Origin of the sequence: Ornithinibacillus proteolyticus (genome assembly GCF_039581225.1) — a bacterium.
Taxonomy (GTDB): domain Bacteria; phylum Bacillota; class Bacilli; order Bacillales; family Amphibacillaceae; genus Ornithinibacillus; species Ornithinibacillus massiliensis.
On sequence record NZ_JBCPXV010000004.1, the window covers coordinates 26,928 to 49,717 of the forward strand.

Annotated in this window: 17 protein-coding genes and 1 pseudogene; 17 read left to right on the forward strand and 1 reads right to left on the reverse strand. The window is 36.6% G+C overall.

Translation table 11 applies throughout. The annotated features are described in order from the left end of the window. Positions 1 to 17 precede the first annotated feature (17 nt). The 11 genes and pseudogenes from AAIB49_RS03490 to cspD all read left to right on the forward strand — a co-directional run bounded on the left by AAIB49_RS03490 (position 18) and on the right by cspD (position 10,729). The gene (locus tag AAIB49_RS03490) at positions 18 to 1,238 is read left to right on the forward strand and encodes a DUF819 family protein (RefSeq protein WP_343457236.1); all 1,221 of its coding nucleotides are present in this window, start codon (positions 18 to 20) and stop codon (positions 1,236 to 1,238) included. Positions 1,239 to 1,577: 339 nt separating this feature from the next. Beyond that, positions 1,578 to 2,144, forward strand: a complete 567-nt coding sequence (locus AAIB49_RS03495; protein ID WP_339215679.1) for an NADPH-dependent FMN reductase — start codon at positions 1,578 to 1,580, stop codon at positions 2,142 to 2,144. Positions 2,145 to 2,253: 109 nt separating this feature from the next. Next, a complete protein-coding gene (locus AAIB49_RS03500) occupies positions 2,254 to 4,206 on the forward strand; it encodes a GTP-binding protein (protein ID WP_343457237.1) in 1,953 nt (650 codons plus the stop codon). A gap of 16 nt (positions 4,207 to 4,222) precedes the next feature. Beyond that, the gene (locus AAIB49_RS03505; protein ID WP_343457238.1) at positions 4,223 to 4,810 is read left to right on the forward strand and encodes a GNAT family N-acetyltransferase; all 588 of its coding nucleotides are present in this window, start codon (positions 4,223 to 4,225) and stop codon (positions 4,808 to 4,810) included. 31 nt (positions 4,811 to 4,841) lie between these two features. After that, positions 4,842 to 5,560, forward strand: a pseudogene (locus AAIB49_RS03510) (DsbA family oxidoreductase). Between the two features lie 147 nt (positions 5,561 to 5,707). Then, positions 5,708 to 5,983 (forward strand): hypothetical protein, encoded by a 276-nt coding sequence (locus AAIB49_RS03515; RefSeq protein WP_343457239.1) that lies wholly within the window; start codon positions 5,708 to 5,710, stop codon positions 5,981 to 5,983. 155 nt (positions 5,984 to 6,138) lie between these two features. Next, positions 6,139 to 6,963 carry a DUF6612 family protein gene (locus AAIB49_RS03520; RefSeq protein WP_343457240.1) on the forward strand — a complete coding sequence of 275 codons (825 nt, stop codon included), beginning with the start codon at positions 6,139 to 6,141 and terminating at the stop codon, positions 6,961 to 6,963. Between the two features lie 274 nt (positions 6,964 to 7,237). Next, on the forward strand, positions 7,238 to 8,446 hold the full coding sequence (locus AAIB49_RS03525; protein ID WP_343457241.1) for a PcsB-like coiled-coil domain-containing protein: 1,209 nt from the start codon (positions 7,238 to 7,240) through the stop codon (positions 8,444 to 8,446). A gap of 94 nt (positions 8,447 to 8,540) precedes the next feature. Beyond that, positions 8,541 to 8,996 (forward strand): DinB family protein, encoded by a 456-nt coding sequence (locus AAIB49_RS03530; RefSeq protein ID WP_343457242.1) that lies wholly within the window; start codon positions 8,541 to 8,543, stop codon positions 8,994 to 8,996. 219 nt (positions 8,997 to 9,215) lie between these two features. Beyond that, the gene (locus AAIB49_RS03535) at positions 9,216 to 10,229 is read left to right on the forward strand and encodes a beta-carotene 15,15'-monooxygenase (protein WP_343457243.1); all 1,014 of its coding nucleotides are present in this window, start codon (positions 9,216 to 9,218) and stop codon (positions 10,227 to 10,229) included. A 299-nt stretch (positions 10,230 to 10,528) separates the two neighbouring features. Then, complete coding sequence (gene cspD / locus AAIB49_RS03540) at positions 10,529 to 10,729, forward strand: cold-shock protein CspD (RefSeq protein ID WP_339215661.1); 201 nt, start codon at positions 10,529 to 10,531, stop codon at positions 10,727 to 10,729. A 46-nt stretch (positions 10,730 to 10,775) separates the two neighbouring features. Here the strand turns inward: cspD and AAIB49_RS03545 are convergent, their stop codons facing one another. Further along, positions 10,776 to 11,303 carry a cysteine hydrolase family protein gene (locus AAIB49_RS03545; RefSeq protein ID WP_339215659.1) on the reverse strand — a complete coding sequence of 176 codons (528 nt, stop codon included), beginning with the start codon at positions 11,301 to 11,303 and terminating at the stop codon, positions 10,776 to 10,778. Between the two features lie 209 nt (positions 11,304 to 11,512). Here AAIB49_RS03545 and AAIB49_RS03550 point away from each other — a divergent pair, with 209 nt between their 5' ends. The 6 genes from AAIB49_RS03550 to AAIB49_RS03575 all read left to right on the forward strand — a co-directional run bounded on the left by AAIB49_RS03550 (position 11,513) and on the right by AAIB49_RS03575 (position 22,667). After that, positions 11,513 to 12,802 (forward strand): Nramp family divalent metal transporter, encoded by a 1,290-nt coding sequence (locus AAIB49_RS03550; protein WP_343457244.1) that lies wholly within the window; start codon positions 11,513 to 11,515, stop codon positions 12,800 to 12,802. 106 nt (positions 12,803 to 12,908) lie between these two features. Then, positions 12,909 to 13,790 (forward strand): aminoglycoside 6-adenylyltransferase, encoded by an 882-nt coding sequence (locus tag AAIB49_RS03555; protein ID WP_339215655.1) that lies wholly within the window; start codon positions 12,909 to 12,911, stop codon positions 13,788 to 13,790. A 31-nt stretch (positions 13,791 to 13,821) separates the two neighbouring features. Further along, positions 13,822 to 14,439, forward strand: coding sequence for an NUDIX hydrolase (locus tag AAIB49_RS03560; RefSeq protein ID WP_339215654.1), 618 nt, complete (start codon positions 13,822 to 13,824; stop codon positions 14,437 to 14,439). A 160-nt stretch (positions 14,440 to 14,599) separates the two neighbouring features. After that, entirely contained in the window at positions 14,600 to 15,496 is an 897-nt protein-coding gene (gene cyoE / locus AAIB49_RS03565) for a heme o synthase (RefSeq protein ID WP_339215653.1), read from the forward strand. Between the two features lie 494 nt (positions 15,497 to 15,990). After that, positions 15,991 to 21,210, forward strand: a complete 5,220-nt coding sequence (locus AAIB49_RS03570) for a S8 family serine peptidase (RefSeq protein ID WP_339215652.1) — start codon at positions 15,991 to 15,993, stop codon at positions 21,208 to 21,210. A gap of 416 nt (positions 21,211 to 21,626) precedes the next feature. Further along, positions 21,627 to 22,667, forward strand: a complete 1,041-nt coding sequence (locus AAIB49_RS03575; RefSeq protein ID WP_339215650.1) for an FUSC family protein — start codon at positions 21,627 to 21,629, stop codon at positions 22,665 to 22,667. Positions 22,668 to 22,790 lie beyond the last annotated feature (123 nt).

A 22,790-nucleotide genomic window follows, 5' to 3' on the forward strand; every position in this document is an offset into this window, starting at 1 on the left:
TAAAAGGAGTAGTTAACATGATTTATTCATTAATTCAACCGGATGATTCGTGGATATTATGGGCGTTTTTAGCAGGTTGGGCAGGGGTTAGTATTTATTTAGAGCAGAAATATGAATGGGCTTCGAAAGTATCTGGAGCAATAATCGCATTAGTTGGAGCTATGGTATTAGCTAATTTAAACATAATACCAACTGATTCACCGGTATATGATACGGTTTGGGCTTATGTAGTTCCTTTAGCTATTCCATTATTACTTTTCCAAACGAACATATTAAAAATATGGAATGAAAGCGGCAGATTATTAGTTATATTTCTAATAAGTTCAATAGGAACAGTCATAGGGGCCATAGTAGGATTCTTTCTATTAAAAGACTTCATTCCAGATTTATATAAAGTAGTAGGGATGATGACAGGCTCGTATATTGGTGGAAGTGTTAACTTAGCAGGACTTTCCGCACGATTTGAAACTCCTGGAGATTTATTATCCTCTACGGTTGTTGCTGATAACCTGATGATGGCACTATACTTCTTAATTTTGATGGTAATTCCAACTTTAGCGTTCTTTCGTAAACGTTACCATGCTCCATACCAAGAAATGATAGAAAAATCAGCAGATAAAGATGAGAAAAATTTAGCAGCTTCTTATTGGAAAAGAAAAGAGATTTCATTAAAGGATATTGGTCTTGCAGTCGGTTCTGCGTTTACCTTAGTTGCTGTATCATTTAAACTGGCTGAGTTATTTGATTCCCTTATACCTTCTGGAGAGAATGCAAACTTTGCTTATCATGCCTTAAATGGATTTTTGGGTGATAAATATTTAATGTTAACAACGGTAACGTTAATTACCGTCACGCTATTCTCACGTTTCTTTGAAAATATTAAAGGTGCCCAAGAGATAGGTACATATTTAATTTATATATTCTTTGTTGTTATTGGGGTACCAGCGTCACTTCCAATTATTCTACAAAATGCGCCATTATTATTTGTATTAGTATTTATTATGGTAACGCTAAATATGATAATCTCCTTTGTATTTGGTAAACTATTTAAATTTAATCTCGAGGAAATTGTCCTAGCAAGCAATGCTAATATTGGTGGTCCGACAACTGCGGCTGCAATGGCTATTTCTAAAGGGTGGACGAAGCTTGTTGCTCCAATATTAATCATCGGCACATTGGGATATGTTATTGGTAATTATATCGGTGCAGCAATCGGATATTGGTTTGGCTTATATTAAATTGGGAAAGAGCCTGGGACATATTTTAAAGATTTACATGTAAAACCGAATGATACCGGAGCGGGGTCCATGCTCATCATTCGGTTTTTTCTTTATGCTAAATTTTTTGTAGTATGCTGTTTTTAAATCTGTAGAATAAAGTAGTTTTAAAGCTATGGTTTGTCTTTCTTTGTTATTAAGCTGGATTTTAAGCAGTTTATTAGCTATCATTTTCTGGTTTGGTGTACTATGACTATAGTAAGTGAGAAATAATCTCACTTGTGATAAATGAACTATAACAAAGTAACGTTACAATAAAACGATTATATAGTTTGTACCGGAATAAGGAGGAAGCATAGTTTGAAAATTGTCGGGTTATCCGGTTCTATCACTGGTTCGAAAACAAGAACTGCTATGGAATATACGATAAAAAGAATGATAGATAACAATCCTAATGCAGAGGTTACATTATTAGATTTAAAAGATTATGATATTCAATTCAGTGATGGTCGGAATTATTTAGAGTATGATGGGGATACCGGGTATGTTGTCGAAAAAATTATGGCTGCGGATATAGTAATCATAGGAACTCCCATTTTCCAAGCTTCCATTCCAGCCCCTTTAAAGAATATTTTTGATTTACTACCTGAGAACGCTTTTTTAGATAAAATTGTCGGGTTGATTGTCACTGCTGGTTCAGCGAAGCATTTCTTAGTGGCTCAGCAACAAATAAAACCAATCTTGTCCTATATGAAAGCTCATATTGTTCAGACCTATGTATTTATAGAAGAACAGGATTTCTATCAAAAGAAAATTACAAATGACGATGTATTACTACGAATTGATCGGTTAGTAGAAGATATCGTTGTATTAGCGGAAGCTTTCCATACGATTCGTGAAGAGAAAGAAGCGGAATATGGATTTTAACAGATCTTGGGAGGTAAGGCCTAATGCTTTTTCTTTGAAATAAAAGAGCTAGTTACTTCTAGGTAGGTTGATATAATATGCTGCGAGTAGCTTATAAAGGAGTATTCAAATGAATAAAACGATTGGGATCCTTGCTCATGTTGATGCTGGTAAGACCACCTTTTCAGAACAAATACTATACCATACGAAGGCAATCAAGAATAGGGGGAGAGTGGATCATCAAAGTTCCTTTCTCGATAGTCATGAGATAGAGAAACAGCGGGGAATTACAGTTTTTGCTGATCAAGGCTATTTCTCTTATATGGGTTCTAGCTATTACCTTATTGATACACCTGGACACGTTGATTTTTCTCCAGAAATGGAGCGAGCTGTACAAGTGATGGATTATGCCATCGTCATCATTAGTGCAGTTGAAGGGATAGAAGGACATACAGAGACGATTTGGAAGCTTTTACAAAAACATCACGTTCCCGTCTTTTTCTTTATTAATAAACTAGACAGAACTGGGGCAGATGTTAATCGGGTAATAGCAGATATGAAGCTATATTTTACAGAAGATATAATCGAATTATCTTCACTTGAAAAAGGTATGGTATTAGATGAGGGTGTTATCGAATTTATAGCAGAACGTGATGAATCGTTATTGGAGTATTATCTGGAGAATGGCTATCACGCAGAAAAATGGCTTGAAAAGATACAACAAATGATAAATAATGGTACGATTTTCCCTGTGTTTTCTGGCTCTGCTTTACATGATGTTGGTATAAAGGAATTTTTAGATGCGTTTCACTTATTGACATCGACAGCATATAAAAGTGAAGGTGAGTTTTCAGGAAGAGTCTATAAAATACGCTATGATAATTCAGGTACCAGGGTAACATTTATCAAAGCGTTAAGTGGAAGACTGAAGGTGCGCGATGAAGCGACCTATAAAATTCAAGAGCAAATCATTTCAGAGAAAATAACTCAAATACGGAAGTTAAATGGAAGTAATGTTGAAATTGTTCCTGAAGTCAAAGCAGGAGAGCTATTTGCCGTAACTGGTCTAACCAGGGCGAATATAGGGGACGGCATTGGGGCAATTACGGATAGAAACACATATGAATTAGTACCTACGCTTCGTTCCAACGTTGTATTTGAACCACATGTCAATGTGAAAGAAGCCTTAGCGTACTTTAATATGTTAGATGCCGAAGATCCGTCCCTAAAAGTAACTTGGGAAGAGCGACTTCAACAAATTCATATTCATGTAATGGGTACTATTCAGCTTGAAGTATTGGAACAAGTTGTTATGGAACGTTTTGGTCTAAAGGTTCTATTTGAAAAACCTGAAATCATATATAAAGAAACCATCAAATCTGAGGTTATCGGTTATGGGCACTTTGAACCGCTCCGCCATTATGCTGAGGTGCACTTGAAGTTAGAGCCTGGAGAACGGAATAGTGGTATCCTGTTTGATAGTAAATGTCACACCGATCAGTTATCAATTGGATTACAGAACTTAGTTAAACAACATGTGTTTGAGCGTGAACATCATGGATTGTTAACCGGATCGGCATTAACAGATGTAAAGATCACACTGTTAACTGGTAAATCTCATCCGAAACATACTCATGGAGGAGATTTTCGTGAAGCAACCTTTAGAGCAATTAGACAAGGGTTAGAGAAGGCGGAGAATGTATTATTAGAACCGTATTATCACTTTAAAATCAAGGTGGATATAGACCAAATGGGAAGGGTTATATCCGATGTTCAGGCCGCACATGGTCGTTTTGAAGCACCGGTGACTGAGGGAGAGAAAGCTGCTATCAAAGGTCAGGTACCAGTAGCTACATTTATGGACTATCCGATGAATCTTGCTTCTTTTACAAAGGGGAAGGGCAGTATGACACTAACTTTTGCCGGGTATGACCAATGTCATAATGAGAAAGAAATTATTGAGCGAATAGCTTATGATAAAGATGCCGATCCAGAATATACGTCATCCTCGGTATTTTGTGCTAAAGGAGCAGGTTTTAGTGTGAAGTGGGATGAAGCGGAGAAAATGATGCATCTATTATAAAACGGAGGGGAATTTGATGAAACAAGTCCATACAAGCTTTCCAGTAATGGAGACAGAACGATTACGACTAAGGAAAATAGAAGTTCAGGATGCAGAGAATATGCTAACCTATTTGCAAGATCCAGATGTTATGGAATATTATGGATTACCACCATTCGTTTCGACGGAACAAGTACTTGATGAAATAGCTTGGTATAATAAGATATTCACACAACAAATGGGTATCAGATGGGGAATCACACTGAAAGATGAAGATAAGATTATTGGAAGCTTGGGCTTTCTTAATTGGGTGCCAATGCATCATCGCGTGGATATTGGTTATGAGTTAAACCAGGAATACTGGGGCAAGGGGATAGCAAGTGAAGCATTGCAGGCGGTATTAGCATACGGTTTTGAAACAATGGAGCTGGAACGGGTGCAAGCACTAATAGAACCAGCTAACTTGGCATCTATCCACTTAGTAGAAAAACATGGATTTCTTCGCGAAGGATTGTTACGAAATTATGAATTTGGTAATGGTAAATTTGATGACTTACTGATGTATGCTATTTTAAAAGAGGATTTCTTAGCTAGTTCAAAATGGAAGAGCTATTCAATTAAGTAATAAAAAGTAGTTAAAATGAAGGAGTTTTATAATGAAAATTGAAGTATGGTCCGACTTTGTTTGTCCATTTTGTTATATAGGGAAACGTAGATTAGAAAGTGCGCTTGAACAATTTCCTAATCGTGATCAAGTAGAAATTGAATATAAAAGCTTTGAACTTGATCCTAACGCACAAAACTATGCAGGGGTTTCGATTCATGAAGCTTTAGCAAAAAATATGGAATGAGTGTAGAAGAGGCTAAACAAGCTAATCATGGGATTGGAGAGCAAGCAAAGAGTGTTGGATTAGAATATAATTTTGATACAATGAAGCCTACCAATACGTTCGATGCCCATCGGTTAACAAAATATGCAGAGACAATTGGAAAAGGGAAAGAACTGACAGAACAATTGCTTCACGCATATTTTGTAGAAGGTAAATTAATTAGTGACCGTGATACGTTAGTAGAGATTGCTAATTCTGTCGATTTAACGAAAGAAGAGGTCGTAACTGTTTTAGAGGATCAGGAGAGATATGCTAGTGAGGTACGTAATGAAGAAATGTTAGCGCAACAATATGGTGCAACTGGTGTCCCATTCTTTGTTATCAATCAAAAATACTCGATTTCAGGTGCACAACCGACAGAGTTATTCTTAAGTGCCATTAATCAAGTTTGGGAAGAAGAAGCACCAAAGCCTAAATTGAAAAAATTAGGAGAGGAATTAGCAACTGTTTGTACAGATGATGGTTGTGTAATTCCTGAAAAATAGGCCCTTAAATTGTTTGTCCCTAGTTACTTCTTGTCTTTGTCTGTTAAAAATAAATATCCAGATTGCTTACACATAATTGCAGTAATGATTGGAACACTATATAAAGGAAGTTTTAGCTAGTTCAAGCATAATGGAGGGTTACTTATTTTGGCACAGGTAAATATGCATGAGAAACTACAGCAGGCAAGTAAAATGTTAAAAGATGCCCAGGCTTCTGTCTTACAAGCTCAAGGGCAAGATTTACAACGATTAGAGCAAGCAGAACAATTACTGAACCAAACAGAAAATGAACTAAGAAATTTACAAAACCAAGCTGGAACAGAAGCAACAGACAATTCACAGTTTCAGCAGGCTTTTGAGGAATTACATGATATTAGACAGCAAGTCCAAGAAGCACAACAAAATATTCATGATATACCGTAATGAGAAAAGGAAACTTCCATTTTATAATTGGAGTTTCCTTTTTGTTTATAGGCCTTTTGAATCAGTTAGGAGCATTTACTGTTTTTCGTGAAACCTTTATAGATATTTGTCGTATAATTAGACGTAATAAATATTTAAAAAGGGGATGTACTATTTTGAAAAAGTGGATAGTAACGGTTTTTCTAGTAATGGTTTCTATCGGGCTAGCTGCTTGTGGAGAAAACGCAGAAAATGTATTTAACAAGGCACTGGAAGCATCTGAAAACATGGAAAGTGCGGAAGTAAGTATTAAGCTGGATCAAGAGCTTTCTGTAGGTGATGAAGGAAAGATAACAATTACTAGTGATTTGCAAGGTTCCGTCATAAATGATCCGATCGCAATGCATCAAAAGGGAATTATGTCCATGTCAATGGACATTCCAGGTATGGGTAGTGAAGTACCATTAGATATGGAAACAGAGATGTATCTAGTTGATGGTGAAATGTATATGTTTGAATCCTTAACAGGAGAGTGGGTTAAAATGGATAGTTCTATGATTCCACTTGAAACAGTTACAGCAAACCAGCCAGATGTGTCTGAACAACTAAATATGATGGAAAAATATGTAGAAGATTTCGAGTTTGAACAAGTAGATAATGAGTATGTATTTAAGTTAACTGCTGATGGGGAAGGATTTAAAGAACTTTCTCAAGAAATGCTAGACGAATATCTTCCAGAAGAATTAACTGCAGAGCTAGGTGATTTATCACAGCTTTTTAAGGATATGGAAATAAAGAATCTGTATATTGAAATGGTTATTGACAAGGAAACTTATGACTTAAAGAGATACAACATGGATATGGAAATGTCTATGACGGTGGAAGGCGAGACAATTGATATGGTACAGCATGTCAAATCCGAATATAAAAACATGAATAATATCGATTCCATTGAAGTACCACAAGATGTAAAAGATGGTGCAGTGGAAGGTGCATATTAAATAGAGAACTAGACTGGGACATAACGAAGGTGTTAAGTGAAAAGACAACTATTGTTGGGAGCGCTGTTGTCATATTAACACCAGGTTGTGTCCCGACTATTTTATGCAGAGATAGAATACACTATATGTGTTCGGTAATGAATCCCAACTAATCGATTGGTACTAAATTATGAAATGTAATTGTAATATCCTGCTAATGAGGTTGAAATCTAGTAATGGTACACTTTAATTTAAAGTATGTATTTACTAGATTATAGGAGAGCAGGGGAAAAAGTTGAGAAAATTAACTGTAATTACCTTAGCTATTACAATTATTTTTGGTATTTCATTTAGTACACATGTTTTAGCTGATGATAAAAAAGATGATTTACAAGAAATTAAAAAACAGCGTGAACAAATTCAAGAGAATCTTTCAGGTGCAGAAAAACAAATTTCTACTATTATGTCTGAAATTGATAACCTAAATAAAGAGATAAGCGATGTAGAAGAAGAAATTTCTAAAAAACAATTAGTAATCGATGAAACTGAAGATAAGCTACATAATACGGTTGATGAAATAGCGCAGCTTCAGAAAGAAATTCAAGAATTAGATGAAAATATTGCTAAACGACATAAGTTATTAGAAGATAGAATTTCTTCTTATCAAAAGTCTGGTGGACATATTAGTTATCTGGAAGTGTTGTTCGGAGCTCAAAGTTTTAGTGACTTTATTAGTCGTATTACGATGGTAAATACAATTACTAAATCCGATTCCGATTTAATTGCCCAATTAGAGGCAGATATGAAAGCCGTGGAAGAAAAGCAATTACTCTCATTAAATAAACTTGATCACTTAAATGAACTGAAGCTAGAACAAGAAAAAGCTTTAGCAGAAGTACAAGAACAAAAACAACATAATGAGCAGAGAAAAAATTCACTTGAGTCGAAACAAATTGAACTGTTAGCTAAGATTGAGAATTTAAAATCAGAAGATAATAGTTTAGCTTCGATGGAATCAAAAGTTCGAGAACAAATTGCTGCTGCTAAAGCAAAAGCTGAAGCTGAGGCAAAAGCAAGAGCTGAGGCTGAGGCAAAAGCGAAAGCCGAAGAAGAAGCAGCTGCAAAGGCTGAAGAAGAAGCCAAAAAAGAGAGTGCAGAACGTGAGCAGAAAAATAGTAACAAAGACACTAATGAAGATACATTAAATCAAGTCAGTGAAAAAACGCTTACGGTAACAGCCACAGCCTATACTGCAAATTGTAAAGGATGCTCAGGAACTACCCATACAGGGATAGATTTAATTGCGAACCCGGACACGAAAGTTATTGCAGTTGATCCATCAGTAATACCGCTTGGTTCTGTTGTTTATGTAGAAGGATACGGTTATGCTATTGCTGGAGATATTGGTAGTGCAATTAAAGGGAATAAGATAGATGTATTCGTTCCAACTCGTGCGGAAGCTCTAAAATGGGGCGTAAGACGAGTGAAGGTTACCATTCAATAAATATGGTGGAGATGTGTCGTTCATTAGGCACATCTCTTTTATTTGAATAAAACTTGTTTTTTATTTATAATAATTCTAGATAGGAGGAGCAAGTATGTCATATTTAAAGCAATTTAACCTGAGTAGAACATCTTTACTCACCTTTATCCGTGAGTTAGATGAAGATTTAGTAGATCGAAAGTCTAAGTACTTTGAAAATACAATTCGTTGGTATATTGGAAATACCTTATTAATGAACGAAAAATTGCTGTTTGTTAAAAAGTCATCTCAAAAACTACCAAGCCATTATAATGAGCTATTTAGTTCTGATATTGCGGTTGCGGATTGGTCGGTTGAAGTCCCGACATTAGAGGAATTAATCGGACAATTGGAGGAACAACAAATCAGAATCAATAATTTTGATGATTTGTTTTGGAAATCAAATGTAAAATTTAAAGTTCCTTATGGACATGTAGAAACACATGGTGATTTGTTAATTATGTTAGCACATCGTGAATCCGAAATTCTCGGTAAAATTAAACTAATGAAACAAGTTATTGATGCTGAATAAAAGGAAACTCGCTTACTTTAAGCGGGTTTTTTCTTTGAACTTGATTCTTACAAGAAATCTTTTTGACTATAAGATGAACTTTTTATTTATACATACTAAATATCTAGAATTTTGTTAAAATATAATTAGATCATCCCCATGATTAATCTTCATTTTATGTTGAAGGAAGGTTTTCGAATGTCCTTAAGTTGAGAATTACTGCGACATGGTTGGCTAGTTATGCTACTGTTAATACTCAGTTCCAATATGTTGCTCTATCATACTACATTCGGTGTGTCGATCATTCCGGAAAATTCAAATGGAGTAGTAATCGGTTCTATCATTGACTTAGCTATTGTATCCCCTATACTCTTTATTGCTTGGATTAGGAAGTGGAGCTGGAAGTATATTGTTAGTGCAATTGCAATAGGATTAATTCTTACTAGGTTTCTTATCCCTTTCCATTACTTACAACCTTTTGCAGCTATAACATGGATCGGTTTTATAGCAGAAGGGGTATTAATTCTAATCGAGTTAAGTATATTGATATCTTTATTCGTTTATATTCCCAACATAATAAAACTGGTAAAACAAAGCACATTACCAGTATTATTTTCTTTCCATCAAGCAGTACAGCAAAAGGTTAATAACGCCCCCATTATCCACATAATATGTTCTGAAATGCTTATGTTTTATTATGCTTTTGCAAGCTGGAGGAAGCAGCCTAAATTGACCCAATCCACTTTTACTTTCCATCAAAAGTCTAGTTTTATAGCCCTACGAATAATGCTTATCCACGCCATTGTGATTGAGTCCATTGGGATCCATTGGTGGTTACATAATATTTCACCAGTAGTTGCTGTTGTACTCCTTATTTTTAATATTTACGGTGTTATTCTTTTACTAGGAGATATCCAGGCTGTTAGGTTAAACCCCACACTGGTTGCGAATGAAAAGTTATATATGTCATTTGGTTTGATGAAGCGTATGGAGTTGGAATGGTCTAATGTAGATAGAATAATCCATCATACCGAAGAACTTGATGAAGAGAAAGTGAAAGAGACGGTTGACTTTATTGCTCATGACGTAGAAAAGGTAAAGCCTACCGTCATACTTGAATTAAGAAAACCGGCACAAGTTGTATTAATCATGGGATTTAAAAAACAATACAGTAGGGTTGCTATTCGGGTGGATGAACCGGAAAGGTTTGTAAAAGTATTACAGAACAAATTAGAAACAGCTGTGAACGAGTAGATGGATAGTGAAGCCGAAAGAACTTTATCAGTCTTACTTCTTAATTTCTTCAGCAAATATGCTTACTGGAAATACAATGAAAATGTTGAACATAATGGTTTCCATTTAATGTTTACGATTTTTTATAAAAAAAGGTATAGTTTTTATCGGAAACGTGGTATACTAATATTAACTTATTGATGTTCGTGTTAGGATTACAAGATATATGTAATAACTTTCTAGTCATTATCTTCGTCTTGAATTAGCATCTTGAACTGAAATTAGTAATAACGTGCATAAAGCACATGGAGGTTTTCTTAATGAACACAGGTTCAGTAAAATGGTTTAACGCAGAAAAAGGTTTTGGATTTATCGAAGTTGAAGGTGGAGACGATGTATTCGTACACTTCTCAGCAATTCAAGGCGACGGTTTCAAAACTCTAGAAGAAGGTCAACAAGTATCTTTCGAAATTACAGAAGGTAACCGTGGACCTCAAGCAGCTAACGTTGTTAAATTATAATTAATAGAAAAAGTTCTTCTCTTATGAGAAGAACTTTTTTATTTTTTTACTTATATTGCTCAACATACTCCTCATAATCAAGTACTTCCATTGTCTCCGACCAGTGTAGGATGGTACCAATAAAATCACGGATATCTAAATCATTCATTTCATATGTTTCTCCAGTATTAACTGTTCCGGTTGCTTCCTCTAGGAAAGTTACGTTATAACCCCGATCATAGCCTGCGATAGCGGTAAATAGACAACAATATTCTGTATTAAAGCCAGTAATAAATAATTGATCTACTTGAAGTTCTTTCAATATGCTCTCCAGATTGGTTTTGTAAAAAGCACTCGGTGTTTCCTTTTGGACGATATAGTCAGCATAATCCTTTAGACCTGGATAAAGCTGTGATCCTTCAGATTCTGGATGAAGAGGACTTTCTTCATGTTGGTCGAAGTGTTGAATGAATAAAACAGGGTCCTCTTTCTCTTTAAAGTCTTTAATTACTTCTTCTATTACATGTAGTTCTTTTGTGAAATCCTGCAAATTTACAATTCCCTTTTGTACATCGATAACTAATAATGCTCTCATTTTCTCACCCACTTCTATTGATATAGATTGTATTCGTGATAAAACTACCGATTCCTGCTAAATTCGAGGATTTTTTTACGAATGACAGCTTTATCGATTAATAAGTTGAATAAGCTATGGTAATACTACGAAATGATGGCATCATAGTGGAATAATTTGATGATTTATGCGAGAATAATACCCGACAAAATTTAAAAAGGGGGAATTTGATGCCTGGGTCAAAGGCGAAGGTTAATGGAAATAATAATAGTAATAATACGATCAAGGATGAACGTATTTCCTTTAAGGATTATATGAAAGGCTTAGGTCCAGCAGCGATTGTGGTCGCTGGAATTATTGGGCCTGGTACGATAACAACCATGTCCGTAACCGGTTCATCGTATGGTTATCAAGCTCTATGGATCATCATACTTGCTTGTATTTTTGCCTATTTTTATCAAGAACCAGCAACCAGAATTACGATTGTAAAAAAGATTTCGATCATGGAAGGTGTTAGAGATTATATCGGTAAGCCTGTTTCGATATTTTTATTTATAACCGTCTTAATTGGTGCAATTGCGTTTCAGGCTGGTAATTTTACAGGTGCTGCACTGGCGTTGAATTATTTTATTCCAGATATTTCTTTAACAGTATGGGCATTATCGATGTCGTTGGTTGCACTAGTGATAGCTTGGATTGGCGTATATAAAATTTTAGAGAATATTAATAAGGTCCTCATTGCCTTGATGATACTGGCATTTGTCCTTACCGCTTTTTTCTCGGGACCAGACTTAGGAGATCTGGTAACAGTTGGTTTTTCCTTTCAAACTTTAGGAGGAGAATATTGGTTAGTTCTAGCACTCCTTGCTACAACAATGCCACCAAATATTGTCCTTGGTTTGTCCGCTTTCACAAAATCCAAATATAAGAATGCAAATAACCTCTCTACTAAGCGTGAATTAAAACTTTCCAAATTTGATTTACGGTTAAATATGACAGCTACAGCATTAATTACAGGAGCTATCTTAGTATGTGCTGGTACTGTCATGTATACACAAGGGATTGAAGTAGAAAGTGCAGCTGATATGGCAGTACAGCTAACCCCATTACTGGGTAGATATGCTGCAGTATTATTTTCTTTAGGCTTGTGGGCAGCTGGCTTCTCTTCTGGCCTATACCAAATTTCATTAGCTTGTATGCTGATGAATGAGTCAATTGGTAAAGAAGAAGATTTTAAGGCGACTAGAAGTAGGGTAATAATGCTTGTAACAAGTCTTGTACCCATTATCATTATTATGATGTTCGAAGCTGTTCCGATTGGGATTATCGTTACGGCTCAGGCCTTAAATGGACTAGCACTGCCAATAGTGGCAGGGATTGTTCTCGTTCTATGTAATAAAAAGGAAGTTCTTGGATCGGCGATAAATAATACGAGACAAAATATCATCTACGGATTTATTCTGTTAGTCGTTACTTTGCTTGCGATTCGAGTATTTTTAGATTTGTTTGGGATAATATAACCTGTAAGCGACTGAGCATTCTGTCGCTTTTTCTATGTATGTAGACTATAATGCAAATAGTATAACTATTTAAATAAAATGGATAATATTAGGGGAAGCTGATTGAATGAGAACAGAACAAGAGATGGTCAAATTAATCTTACAGGTAGCAAAGGAAGATGAGCGGATACGTGCAGTGTATATGAATGGTTCAAGGACGAACGTGAATGCTCCAAAGGATATTTTTCAAGACTATGATGTTGTTTTTGTTGTAACAGACGTGAATTCATTTGTAATGGATCAGAATTGGATTAATCAATTTGGAGAATTTTTAATGATCCAGGAGCCTGAGAGAAATGATAAAGCACTTGGAGCTGATGTGGATTTAAGTCAGAACTATGGCTATTTGATGTTATTTACAGACGGAAACCGTATTGATTTACATCTTCAAACAAAAGAATTCATGTTAACGACATATCAAGCGGATAGTCTTACCATTCCTCTACTGGACAAGGATGGTTGGTTACCGGAAATACCACCAGCAACGGATAAGGATTACTGGGTTAAGCAGCCTTCTGAAGCGGAGTATTTCAGTTGTTGTAATGATTTCTGGTGGTGTATACAGAATGTCGCGAAAGGATTATGGAGAGAGGAGCTACCGTACGCCAAACAGATGTATGAACTGGCAATTCGTCCACGACTTAATCAAGTGGTTTCCTGGTGGATTGGAATGAACCATGATTATAAAATCTCTCCTGGTAAAATGGGGAAGTACTTTGAGAGGTATCTTCCAGATGAATATTGGAAAATGTATCGACGTACGTATACGGACGGTGATTATGAGAATACTTGGGACGGGCTAGTTATTACCTGTGAATTATTCCGATTGCTAGCAAGGGAAGTAGCAAATCATGAGTCCTTTCACTATGTAGAGACAGACGATCAAAACATGATGAAGTATTTAGCAAGGGTACGAGCATTGCCAAAGGATGCAAAAGATATTTTTTAGTTTTATATGCTGATAGAATAAGGGTGATACAATGGAGCCAAATTGGCTAAGATGGGCAAAAGAACTTCAAGCAATTGCTCAGAATGGAATAACGTATTCAAAAGACGTATATGACATAGAACGATTTGAAGAAGTTAGGAGAATTAGTCATGAGATGCTAGCTGCACACACACTTACAGATAAACAAATTATCAGCAATCTGTTCGCTAATGAAACTGGTTATAGAACGCCAAAGGTTGATATTCGAGGAGTTATTTTTCGTGATAAGCAGTTACTGATGGTAAAAGAAAAAGCTGATAATAAATGGGCATTACCTGGGGGGTGGGCTGATATAGGCTTGTCGCCACGCGAAGTTGTAGTAAAAGAGGTAAAAGAAGAAACAGGTTTAGACGTAGAGGCTAATAGGTTGTTAGCGGTATTGGATAAAAAATGTCATCCCCATCCACCTTCTGTTTATCACGTGTATAAACTTTTTATTCAATGTGAAATAAAAGGTGGAAAGGTTGAAACAGGTGTGGAGACTAGTGAAGTTAGTTTTTTCTCACAAGATAGAATACCAGAATTATCGGAAGCTAGAAATACGAAATCACAAATTGATCTGCTATTCCAGTTCCTTAACCATCCTAATTTTGAAGTTAAACTAGATTAGAGAGAGAAAAATAGAATTTTCTTTCATATCTATTCGTTCAATAAATAGTACTAATTTTGCAAGAAAAAAATAGAAAGAAGTGTTACAATAGTAGAAGTGTTAAAGGGAATATAGTCCTAAAGTTTTTGTGGGATTGATAGAAGGGAATATAAAGAGTAGTATGAGTAACTTTAAGGAATTAAAACTTACTTTGGATAAAACTTTAAAAACAGGAATTATTAAATCTAATCTTGTTCCGATGTTTGCTGGTCTAACATTAGCGATGTACACGTATGAGTATAAGATTACAGACAAAATTCCTGAGATGATTCTGGCGATTATCGGTACAGCCTTCATTATTGGCGCTGCAGGTGCTTTTAATAATGTGTATGATCGTGATATTGATGCGGTAATGGAGAGAACGAAGGTAAGACCGACAGTAACAGGCGCCATTAGTATAAAAGCAACGATATGGCTTGCTATTGTATTGGCGGTATTAGGAATAGTAGCACTTTCTTTTACAACTTTATTATCGGCATTTTTAGGATTTATGGGTCTGTTTTTATATATAGTACCGTATACGATGTGGACTAAACGGAGAACGGTCTATAATACAGAGGTTGGTAGCTTGTCCGGAGCAATGCCACCTTTAATTGGGTGGGCTGCAATTTATCCTGACATTACGCACCCGGCTCTTCTTGGATTATTTGTAATTGCAATTCTATGGCAAATGCCACATTTTTATGCTATTGCAATAAGAAGACATGATGATTATAAAGCAGCGAGTGTCCCGATGTTACCTGTCGTAAAAGGTATTAAAAGAACCTATTTGCAAACAAATATTTACTTGATCATTATGATGTTAGCAAGTTTTCTATTAGGATCTTTAAGTATTGGCCTTATGTTAGTAGGTTTATTACTTGGCGGAATTTGGTTAATTATTAGTTTTGTTGCCTATAGACAAGAAGATTCGGAGAAATGGGCAAAAATGTTATTTATCTATTCGCTTATCTATATGACAATCATGTTCTCGACGATTATTATCTATTCATTAATGGGTATTATATTTAATTTGTAAAGATAAAAGTCCTTATAGGGCTTTTTTTCTTTTGGGCATTTTTTACTGGATAACAGAAACGTTTGTAAGACTTTCGCAATACGTTAGTCTAAAATAAATGTAGAAAAAGAATGAATCATAGATTATTGTATAATAAACCAATTCTATGTATGACTTTGTGATTATTTTTATTTCCAAGTATAGGAAAGTTATGACTTGGGGGAATTGGACTAATTAGGGTTATGTATTGATATAATAGGATTTTGAACATAATTACCTTAATGTTAGTACGACTATTTTCATGGAACAATAAGAATAGAAGGTAGTAATAATTATTCATTTTTAAATATTCGGAAAACAACGACAAAATACGACGGAATATGACAAACCCAATCCATTATAGTGAATACAACAACATAGAGCATTTAGCAACCAGACATCTTCTTACTTTTCGAGGAAAGGAGGCAAGTTTGGTTTTTTTGTTTTAAAAATAGTATTTGGGGGAGGAATATTCTTTGAAAAGAAGAAAAAAGCAGGCGAGAAGATTTAGTATTATTGCAACGGTCTTGTTGATTTTCTCATTATTTACTCCAGCTTTTTCAAGTGCTGAAGCAAGTAAGAATAAAGATGCTTCACCACACACTTCCTTAGTTAATAAGGAGGAAGTAGCAGAGGCTAAAATTAACAGTAATTTAGCGAAATCGTTCGAAAAAGATGAGAAAGTTACATTTTTAATTAAATTTAAGGAAAAAGCTGATCCGGTGAAGGTAGCCAAAGATGCTCGTACAAAGGCACAAGGTGCTAAATTGTCAGCTTTTAATCAAGAATTAGTGCAACGCTCTGCTGTTATTTCTGAACTTAAAGCAACAGCAATTTCTTCACAACAAAATGTAGTGAGTTATCTAGAATCAGAAGCACAAAAGGGACACGCGGAAGATATTGAAGCATTCTATATCGTTAATGCGGTAGCGGTAACAGCTACAAAAGAAGTTGCAGAAAAAATTGCTAATTTCCCAGAGGTTGAAAAAATACTACCAAATGAAAAGCGTCAGTTGATTAAGACTGAAATAGCTATTGATGATATTCCAAAAGCGAATCCGCAAAACATTGAGTGGAATGTGGATCGTGTAAATGCTCCATCAGTTTGGGGCCTCGGTATTGATGGGGCTGGAACAGTAGTTGCAAACATTGATACAGGTGTTGATTGGCAACATCCAGCATTAAAGGAGAAATATCGTGGATATAATGCTGCAACAGGTGAAGTTGACCATACTTATAGCTTTTTTGACCCAGTAAATGGTCAGACAGTTCCGTATGATAATGATGGTCATGGAACACATACAATGGGTACTATGGTAGGAAGCGAGCCAAATGGTTCAAACCAAGTCGGAGTAGCACCTGGTGCAAAATGGATAGCTGTACAAGCTTTCACGGATGATGGTGCATATGACAGAGATCTAATTGCAGCTGGCCAATGGATTATGGAGCCAGGTGGAGATGCCTCTAAGGCTCCAGATGTTGTGAACAATTCTTGGGGTGGTGGCGCTGGTATTAATGAATTTTACCAGGATATTGTCATTGCATGGCGTGCAGCGGAAATATTCCCAGCATTTGCTGCAGGTAATACGACACTCTTTAACCCAGGTGGTCCTGGTTCTGTAGCGACTCCTGCAAACTACCCAGAATCGTTTGCTGTTGGTGCAACAGATAGTAATGATATGCTAGCTAACTTTTCACTAAGAGGACCATCGCCATATGGGGAAATTAAGCCGGAAGTTTCGGCACCTGGCGTAGCGGTTCGCTCCGCTGTACCTGGAGGAGGGTATAGTAGCTATAATGGTACGTCTATGGCAGCTCCAGCCGTTGCCGGGGTAGTCGCGCTATTGCGGTCTGCGGATTCTAGTATTTCAGTTGATTATATGGAGCAATTATTAATGGATACAGCTGTTGCTAGAACAGATAGCCAGTATCCAGAAAGTCCTAACCATGGCTATGGACATGGAATAGTAGACGCGTTTGCTGCTGTATCGACCATCGCTGAAGGGCTTGGTTCTATAGAAGGGCAAGTGACAATGGATGGTGAGGATACGGAAGCACCTGAATTTGAGCATACTGCTCCTTCAGAGACCTATGCTGGTCTTGATTTAGAACTATCGATACATGTTAGTGATAATGTAAGCATCACATCTGTTCAGCTACAAGCGGGAGATGAACTCTTTGATGCCGAACGTGTATCTGGAAATTATAAAGCTGGTGAATACGTCGTTACAGTTCCAGGTGATATGCTTGAGGTAGGTACATTCACGTATAACTGGATAATTAATGACTTCGGTAATAATGAAGTAGTTACAGATGAGTATAGTGTTGAAGTGAAACCTGGTATTACAAATGGTTACTATGAAGACTTTGAAGAAAATCCATTAGGTTGGCAGAAGTTAGGCTCCAATAATACATGGGAGTGGGGTGCACCAACTTCTGGGCCAGAAGAGGCATTTGTCGGAGAGAATGTATACGCAACTAATGTGGCTGGGCCATACGTGAACAATATGGATGCACACTTAGTCATGCCTCCAATTGATGTACCGGAAGGAGATTCATTCTTACAATTTAAAAGCTGGCATGAATTTGAAATTAGCTCCTCCGGTACAGCATATGACTACGGAAATCTAGCCATTTCCACAGATTTAGAAAATTGGACTACCTTAGAGCAATTTGTAGGATCATCAGATGGATGGAGTAATATTGAAGCTGATTTAAGGGATTACCAAGGACAACGCGTATACATTGGCTTCTACACGTATTCTGATGGTAGTGTTACAAGAGATGGTTGGTATATAGATGAAGTTGCATTAACAGATGAATCTCAATACAACAATGATTCTGAACCTCCAACATTTGAGCATACACCACCTGAGATTGCATATAGTGGAATGGCATTAAATCTAGATGTGCTAGTTCGAGACAATATGCTTGTTGGTGGAGCAACTTTACATTATCAAGATGAAAATGGTGATTGGCAAGCGCTAGAGGCTGAATTAGAATCTGGAAGCAACTTAGAAGCTACTTTCTCTGTCGTTGTTCCGGGAAATCAAGTTACAGGGGATTCTTTCACTTATAAGTGGGAGGTTTCTGATTATGCTGGTAATACGGTAGAAAGTGATGAATACGTCATTTCGCTTACGGATGGTATAACAGTTGGATACTTTGAAGACTTTGAAAATAACCCTCAAGGTTGGACGCTCATTGGAAGTAATAATGTTTGGGAACTCGGAGAACCAACGTCCGGGCCAAATGAAGCGGTTTCTGGTGAGAATGTGTATGCAACAAATTTAGATGGACAATATCCATCTAGAATGGATGGAACACTTATTATGCCAGGAGTACAAGTTCCGGATGAAGGTGCTTATCTACAGTTTAAGAGCTGGCATGAATTCGAACAATCGTCTACAGGAAGAGCTTGGGATTATGGTGAAGTTGTTGTATCAACTAATATGAGTGATTGGACAACATTAGCAGAATTCCATGGTAGTGCAACGGAATGGCAGGATGCTGAAGTCGATCTATCAGAATATGCAGGCCAAACTATTTATGTTGGGTTTTATGCTTATTCAGATGCTAGTGTCGAAAGATTAGGTTGGTATATTGATGATGTGGCATTAGCTGACTCTTCCTTAAACCTAGAGAATAATCCTGCTAGCAAGAAATTCACAAAGCAAGATGAAGCAGCTGAAAAAGAAAAAGAAGCGAAGTTAGAGAAGGAATTAGCAAAGAAAACAAATACTAAATCAGCTAAGGATGATGCAGAAGCATCTGTAGAAACGAGTGATAATCAAACGAGTGGTTTACCACTTGAAGCTATCGTATCCGTGCTTGAAAATGGTCGCTCTGTATCTACCAATCCACAAGATGGAACATACAAAATGACACTACCTTCTGGAGCGTATACTTTGGTAGCAGAAACGTATGGATTCCGTGCAGAGGAACAAAGTGTGACAGTAACAGAAGGGGATACAGCTACAGCAAACTTTGTACTAGAGGAACTACCAAAAGCAACTGTTTCAGGAACTGTTACAAGCGAACAATCGGGTAATCCAATAGTAGATGCAACACTTCTATTAGTAGAAGATGCTAATGTAGAACCAGTTAAAACGGATGAAAATGGAAACTTCTCTATTACAGCTTATGAAGGAACGTACACATTAAAGGTTATTGCTCAAGACTATAAAGGGCAAGAAATGGAAGTAACATTTGACGAGAATAAAACATTAGACATTGCACTCGAACCATTCTTTACTATCCCAGGTGGAGAAATTGGTTATGATGATGGAACGGCAGAAAATGCACGTGTATTTTATGATGCTGGTAATGGTTGGGCAGTAAAAATGTCACTACCTGAAGGGCAAGAACAAGCGATTGTTACAGATGGGGTATTCCAATTCCATGGAACAGATTGGCCAACCCCTGGAGGAACTGGTTTTGCAGTAGAAGTATGGAGTGCTGGTGCTGACGGACTCCCAGCTGAAAAATTAGCAGGGCCAATTGAAGCAGAAGCAATTCGTGATCTAAACGAGTGGACTGTAGTTGATTTAAGAGAACATAATATCCAAGTAGATGGTGACTTCTATATGGTTTATATTCAGACTTCACCAAATCCCAATGCACCTGGATTAGCGACGGATGAGAATGGTCCAAATGCTGGAAGAAGTTATCAATATGTAGGTGGATCATGGTCGTCGTCACCAGCTGATGAAGGAAATTATATGATTCGTGCCCGTGTCGCGTATGGAGTAGAAAAACCAGAAATCACTTCTCCTGCAGACGGTACTTTCACTAATGAGGCTACTGTAACTGTAGAAGGTGCAGCATCACCTACTACAACAGTTAGTTTATTGAATAATGATGCAGAATTAGGCACAGCAGAAATTGGTGAAGATGGATTATTTAGCTTCGACATTGAATTAGAAGAAGGTCAAAATAATCTACAAGCCGTAACCTATGTCAATGGCGATCAAGCGTCAGCTTCTGAAGTTGTTACCGTAACATTAGATACGATCGCACCTGAGTTGAATGTTGTAAATGTAGAAGATGGGCAAAAGACAAATCGTGAGACATTAACTGTACAGGGATCGGTCCATGATGATAATCTTTCTACGGTCACAGTCAATGGACAAGAGGCTTCTGTGGAAGATGGAGAATTCTCAAAACGAATCATGCTTGATGAAGGAGAAAATACGATAGAAGTAGTTGCAACCGATGCAGCTGGCAATACAACTACTCAAACGTTTACAGTTTATGCGAAATTTACAGCTCCAGAGATTACAAATTTAACACCTGCTGAAGATCAACATTTACATGTCGGTCAAAGTGTTCAGATTGAGTTTGATAGTGAGCCTGGATTAAAAGCATCCTTTGTCGTTCAAATGCCGCTTACCAATTTAAATGGGGTGACATCCTATAATCCTATTGAACTTCCATTAGTAGAAACTACACCTGGACATTATGTCGGTTATTGGACAGTACCGAGTAATGTACTTGCTGAAGGTGCCGTTATCGAGGTTAAGGTAAGGGATAGCTACGGTAACGAAACTCGTCAATTAGCAGATGGAAGACTATTTATTACAGAACAAAGTGACGGGAATAATAGCCAAGGGAATAAAGGTACTGATAAAGAGAAAGGCAACAATGGAAAAGGTAAGGATAAGAAGGACACAAATAAAGGAAAAGGAAATAATTAAATTTCTGAAGCCTTGAGAAGGCTGGACATAATGAAAATAAATGTAAAACCGAATGATACACGATACTAGCTCCGGAAATATACGTAGACTCCTGCGGGAGGAAAGGCATAGGTGAGACCCCTAAAGAAGTAGCACGAGGAGGCTCACCAGCCGCCCGGCGGCAAGGTAGACACTGCGATGGTTTTATCGAGCAGATGTCGCCCCTGTACTGGAAGTGAAAGCGAAGTATATTTCCGGAGCGAGGTCGGTTGCTCATCATTCGGTTTTTCCTTTATGATTATTTTTTTATCCCAGCCTCCTTTTTTCATATTATGTAAATATTATTGTCGAATGAACACTAAAAATAGTAATTGAATTTTATAGGAGGAGTATCTATAATAGGTCTATCTTTATAAATAGTACTTGAGGTGCAAAACATGGAATTTAATATCGGCCCACGTATGGTAAAAACGGGTCTAGCAGTAGCATTAACATTACTTGTTACGGAATTGTTAAACTTAGAACTACAAATCGTAGCAGGTATTGCTGCAGTATTAGCGATGCAGCCATCCATTATGAGGTCTTATACGTATATAAAAGAAGTTATTATTTCGAATAGTGTTGGGATAGTCTTTGCGTTAGGTGGATATTTCTTATTAGGTAATCATCCGTTATCTGTTGGGGCTATTGTTATTATATCTATTGCTATTAATATAAAGCTCGGGCTGAATAAAACTGTAAGCTTGACCGTCTTAACAATTATTACAATGATGCTAGGTGGAGATAACGGAATTAGTTATATGTATATTATCGAACGTCTATCTTTAGTAGCTATTGGCGTTGTATCTGCATTTATCATTAACGCACTAATCATGCCTCCAAATCACAAAAAGATATTGTTTTCGTTAATTAAAAAGGCAAGTGAACAAACCAACTTTTTATTACGGGTCATATCGAATAAGACGATGAGTGTACCGCAAATGAGAGCAGAGGATAAAGAGGCGGAAAAATTAATCAACGATGCTAAAAATTATTATGAGATAATATCGGATGAAAGAAATCGACTTTTTATTAGGAAGCGGTTAAGCTTTTTCCGTAGTATTATTATCTATAAACATATGATTCAAGTTCTAAGTAAGAAACATACGCTTATTCGGGAATTAGAAAAGAATATTCATGATATAGAAATGATGTCTAGTAATAAATCGTTTCTAATTAAAAAACTGGTACAAGAGATTAATTCTTATTGTGAGAATATATTGCTTTTGTATGAGGACAAGATCATTTTAGATAAGGATTTACAAAAAGAGACGAAGGCAGCAATGCAGGTAACCATCAATAATTTGATTGAGGAATTACAAGGAGCAGAATTTTCAAAGTGGGCAAAAGTTTTTCCAATTGCTAATAGCATTATAGAGCTGTTTTTCGAACTGAATAAGTTAGAGCGTTTTGTTAGATTGAAAGAAAATAAGAAATAAAACGGGGCATAAGAGTTTGGGACAAAATTATTTATTATAATAGAAAACCGAATGATGAGTTCATAACCCCTTCCGAAAATATGTTTGATGTTGCATTACTGGGGTTCTGGGAGGGGCCAATCC

Bases quoted from the DNA above. Each gene is read 5' to 3' on its own strand.
- AAIB49_RS03490 (WP_343457236.1), top strand. From the start codon at position 18: ATGATTTATTCATTAATTCAACCGGATGATTCGTGGATATTATGGGCG.
- AAIB49_RS03500 (WP_343457237.1), top strand. From the start codon at position 2,254: ATGAATAAAACGATTGGGATCCTTGCTCATGTTGATGCTGGTAAGACC.
- AAIB49_RS03505 (WP_343457238.1), top strand. From the start codon at position 4,223: ATGAAACAAGTCCATACAAGCTTTCCAGTAATGGAGACAGAACGATTA.
- AAIB49_RS03530 (WP_343457242.1), top strand. From the start codon at position 8,541: ATGTCATATTTAAAGCAATTTAACCTGAGTAGAACATCTTTACTCACC.
- AAIB49_RS03535 (WP_343457243.1), top strand. From the start codon at position 9,216: ATGCTACTGTTAATACTCAGTTCCAATATGTTGCTCTATCATACTACA.
- cspD (WP_339215661.1), top strand. From the start codon at position 10,529: ATGAACACAGGTTCAGTAAAATGGTTTAACGCAGAAAAAGGTTTTGGA.
- AAIB49_RS03545 (WP_339215659.1), bottom strand. From the start codon at position 11,303: ATGAGAGCATTATTAGTTATCGATGTACAAAAGGGAATTGTAAATTTG.
- AAIB49_RS03550 (WP_343457244.1), top strand. From the start codon at position 11,513: ATGCCTGGGTCAAAGGCGAAGGTTAATGGAAATAATAATAGTAATAAT.
- AAIB49_RS03555 (WP_339215655.1), top strand. From the start codon at position 12,909: ATGAGAACAGAACAAGAGATGGTCAAATTAATCTTACAGGTAGCAAAG.
- AAIB49_RS03560 (WP_339215654.1), top strand. From the start codon at position 13,822: ATGGAGCCAAATTGGCTAAGATGGGCAAAAGAACTTCAAGCAATTGCT.
- cyoE (WP_339215653.1), top strand. From the start codon at position 14,600: ATGAGTAACTTTAAGGAATTAAAACTTACTTTGGATAAAACTTTAAAA.
- AAIB49_RS03575 (WP_339215650.1), top strand. From the start codon at position 21,627: ATGGAATTTAATATCGGCCCACGTATGGTAAAAACGGGTCTAGCAGTA.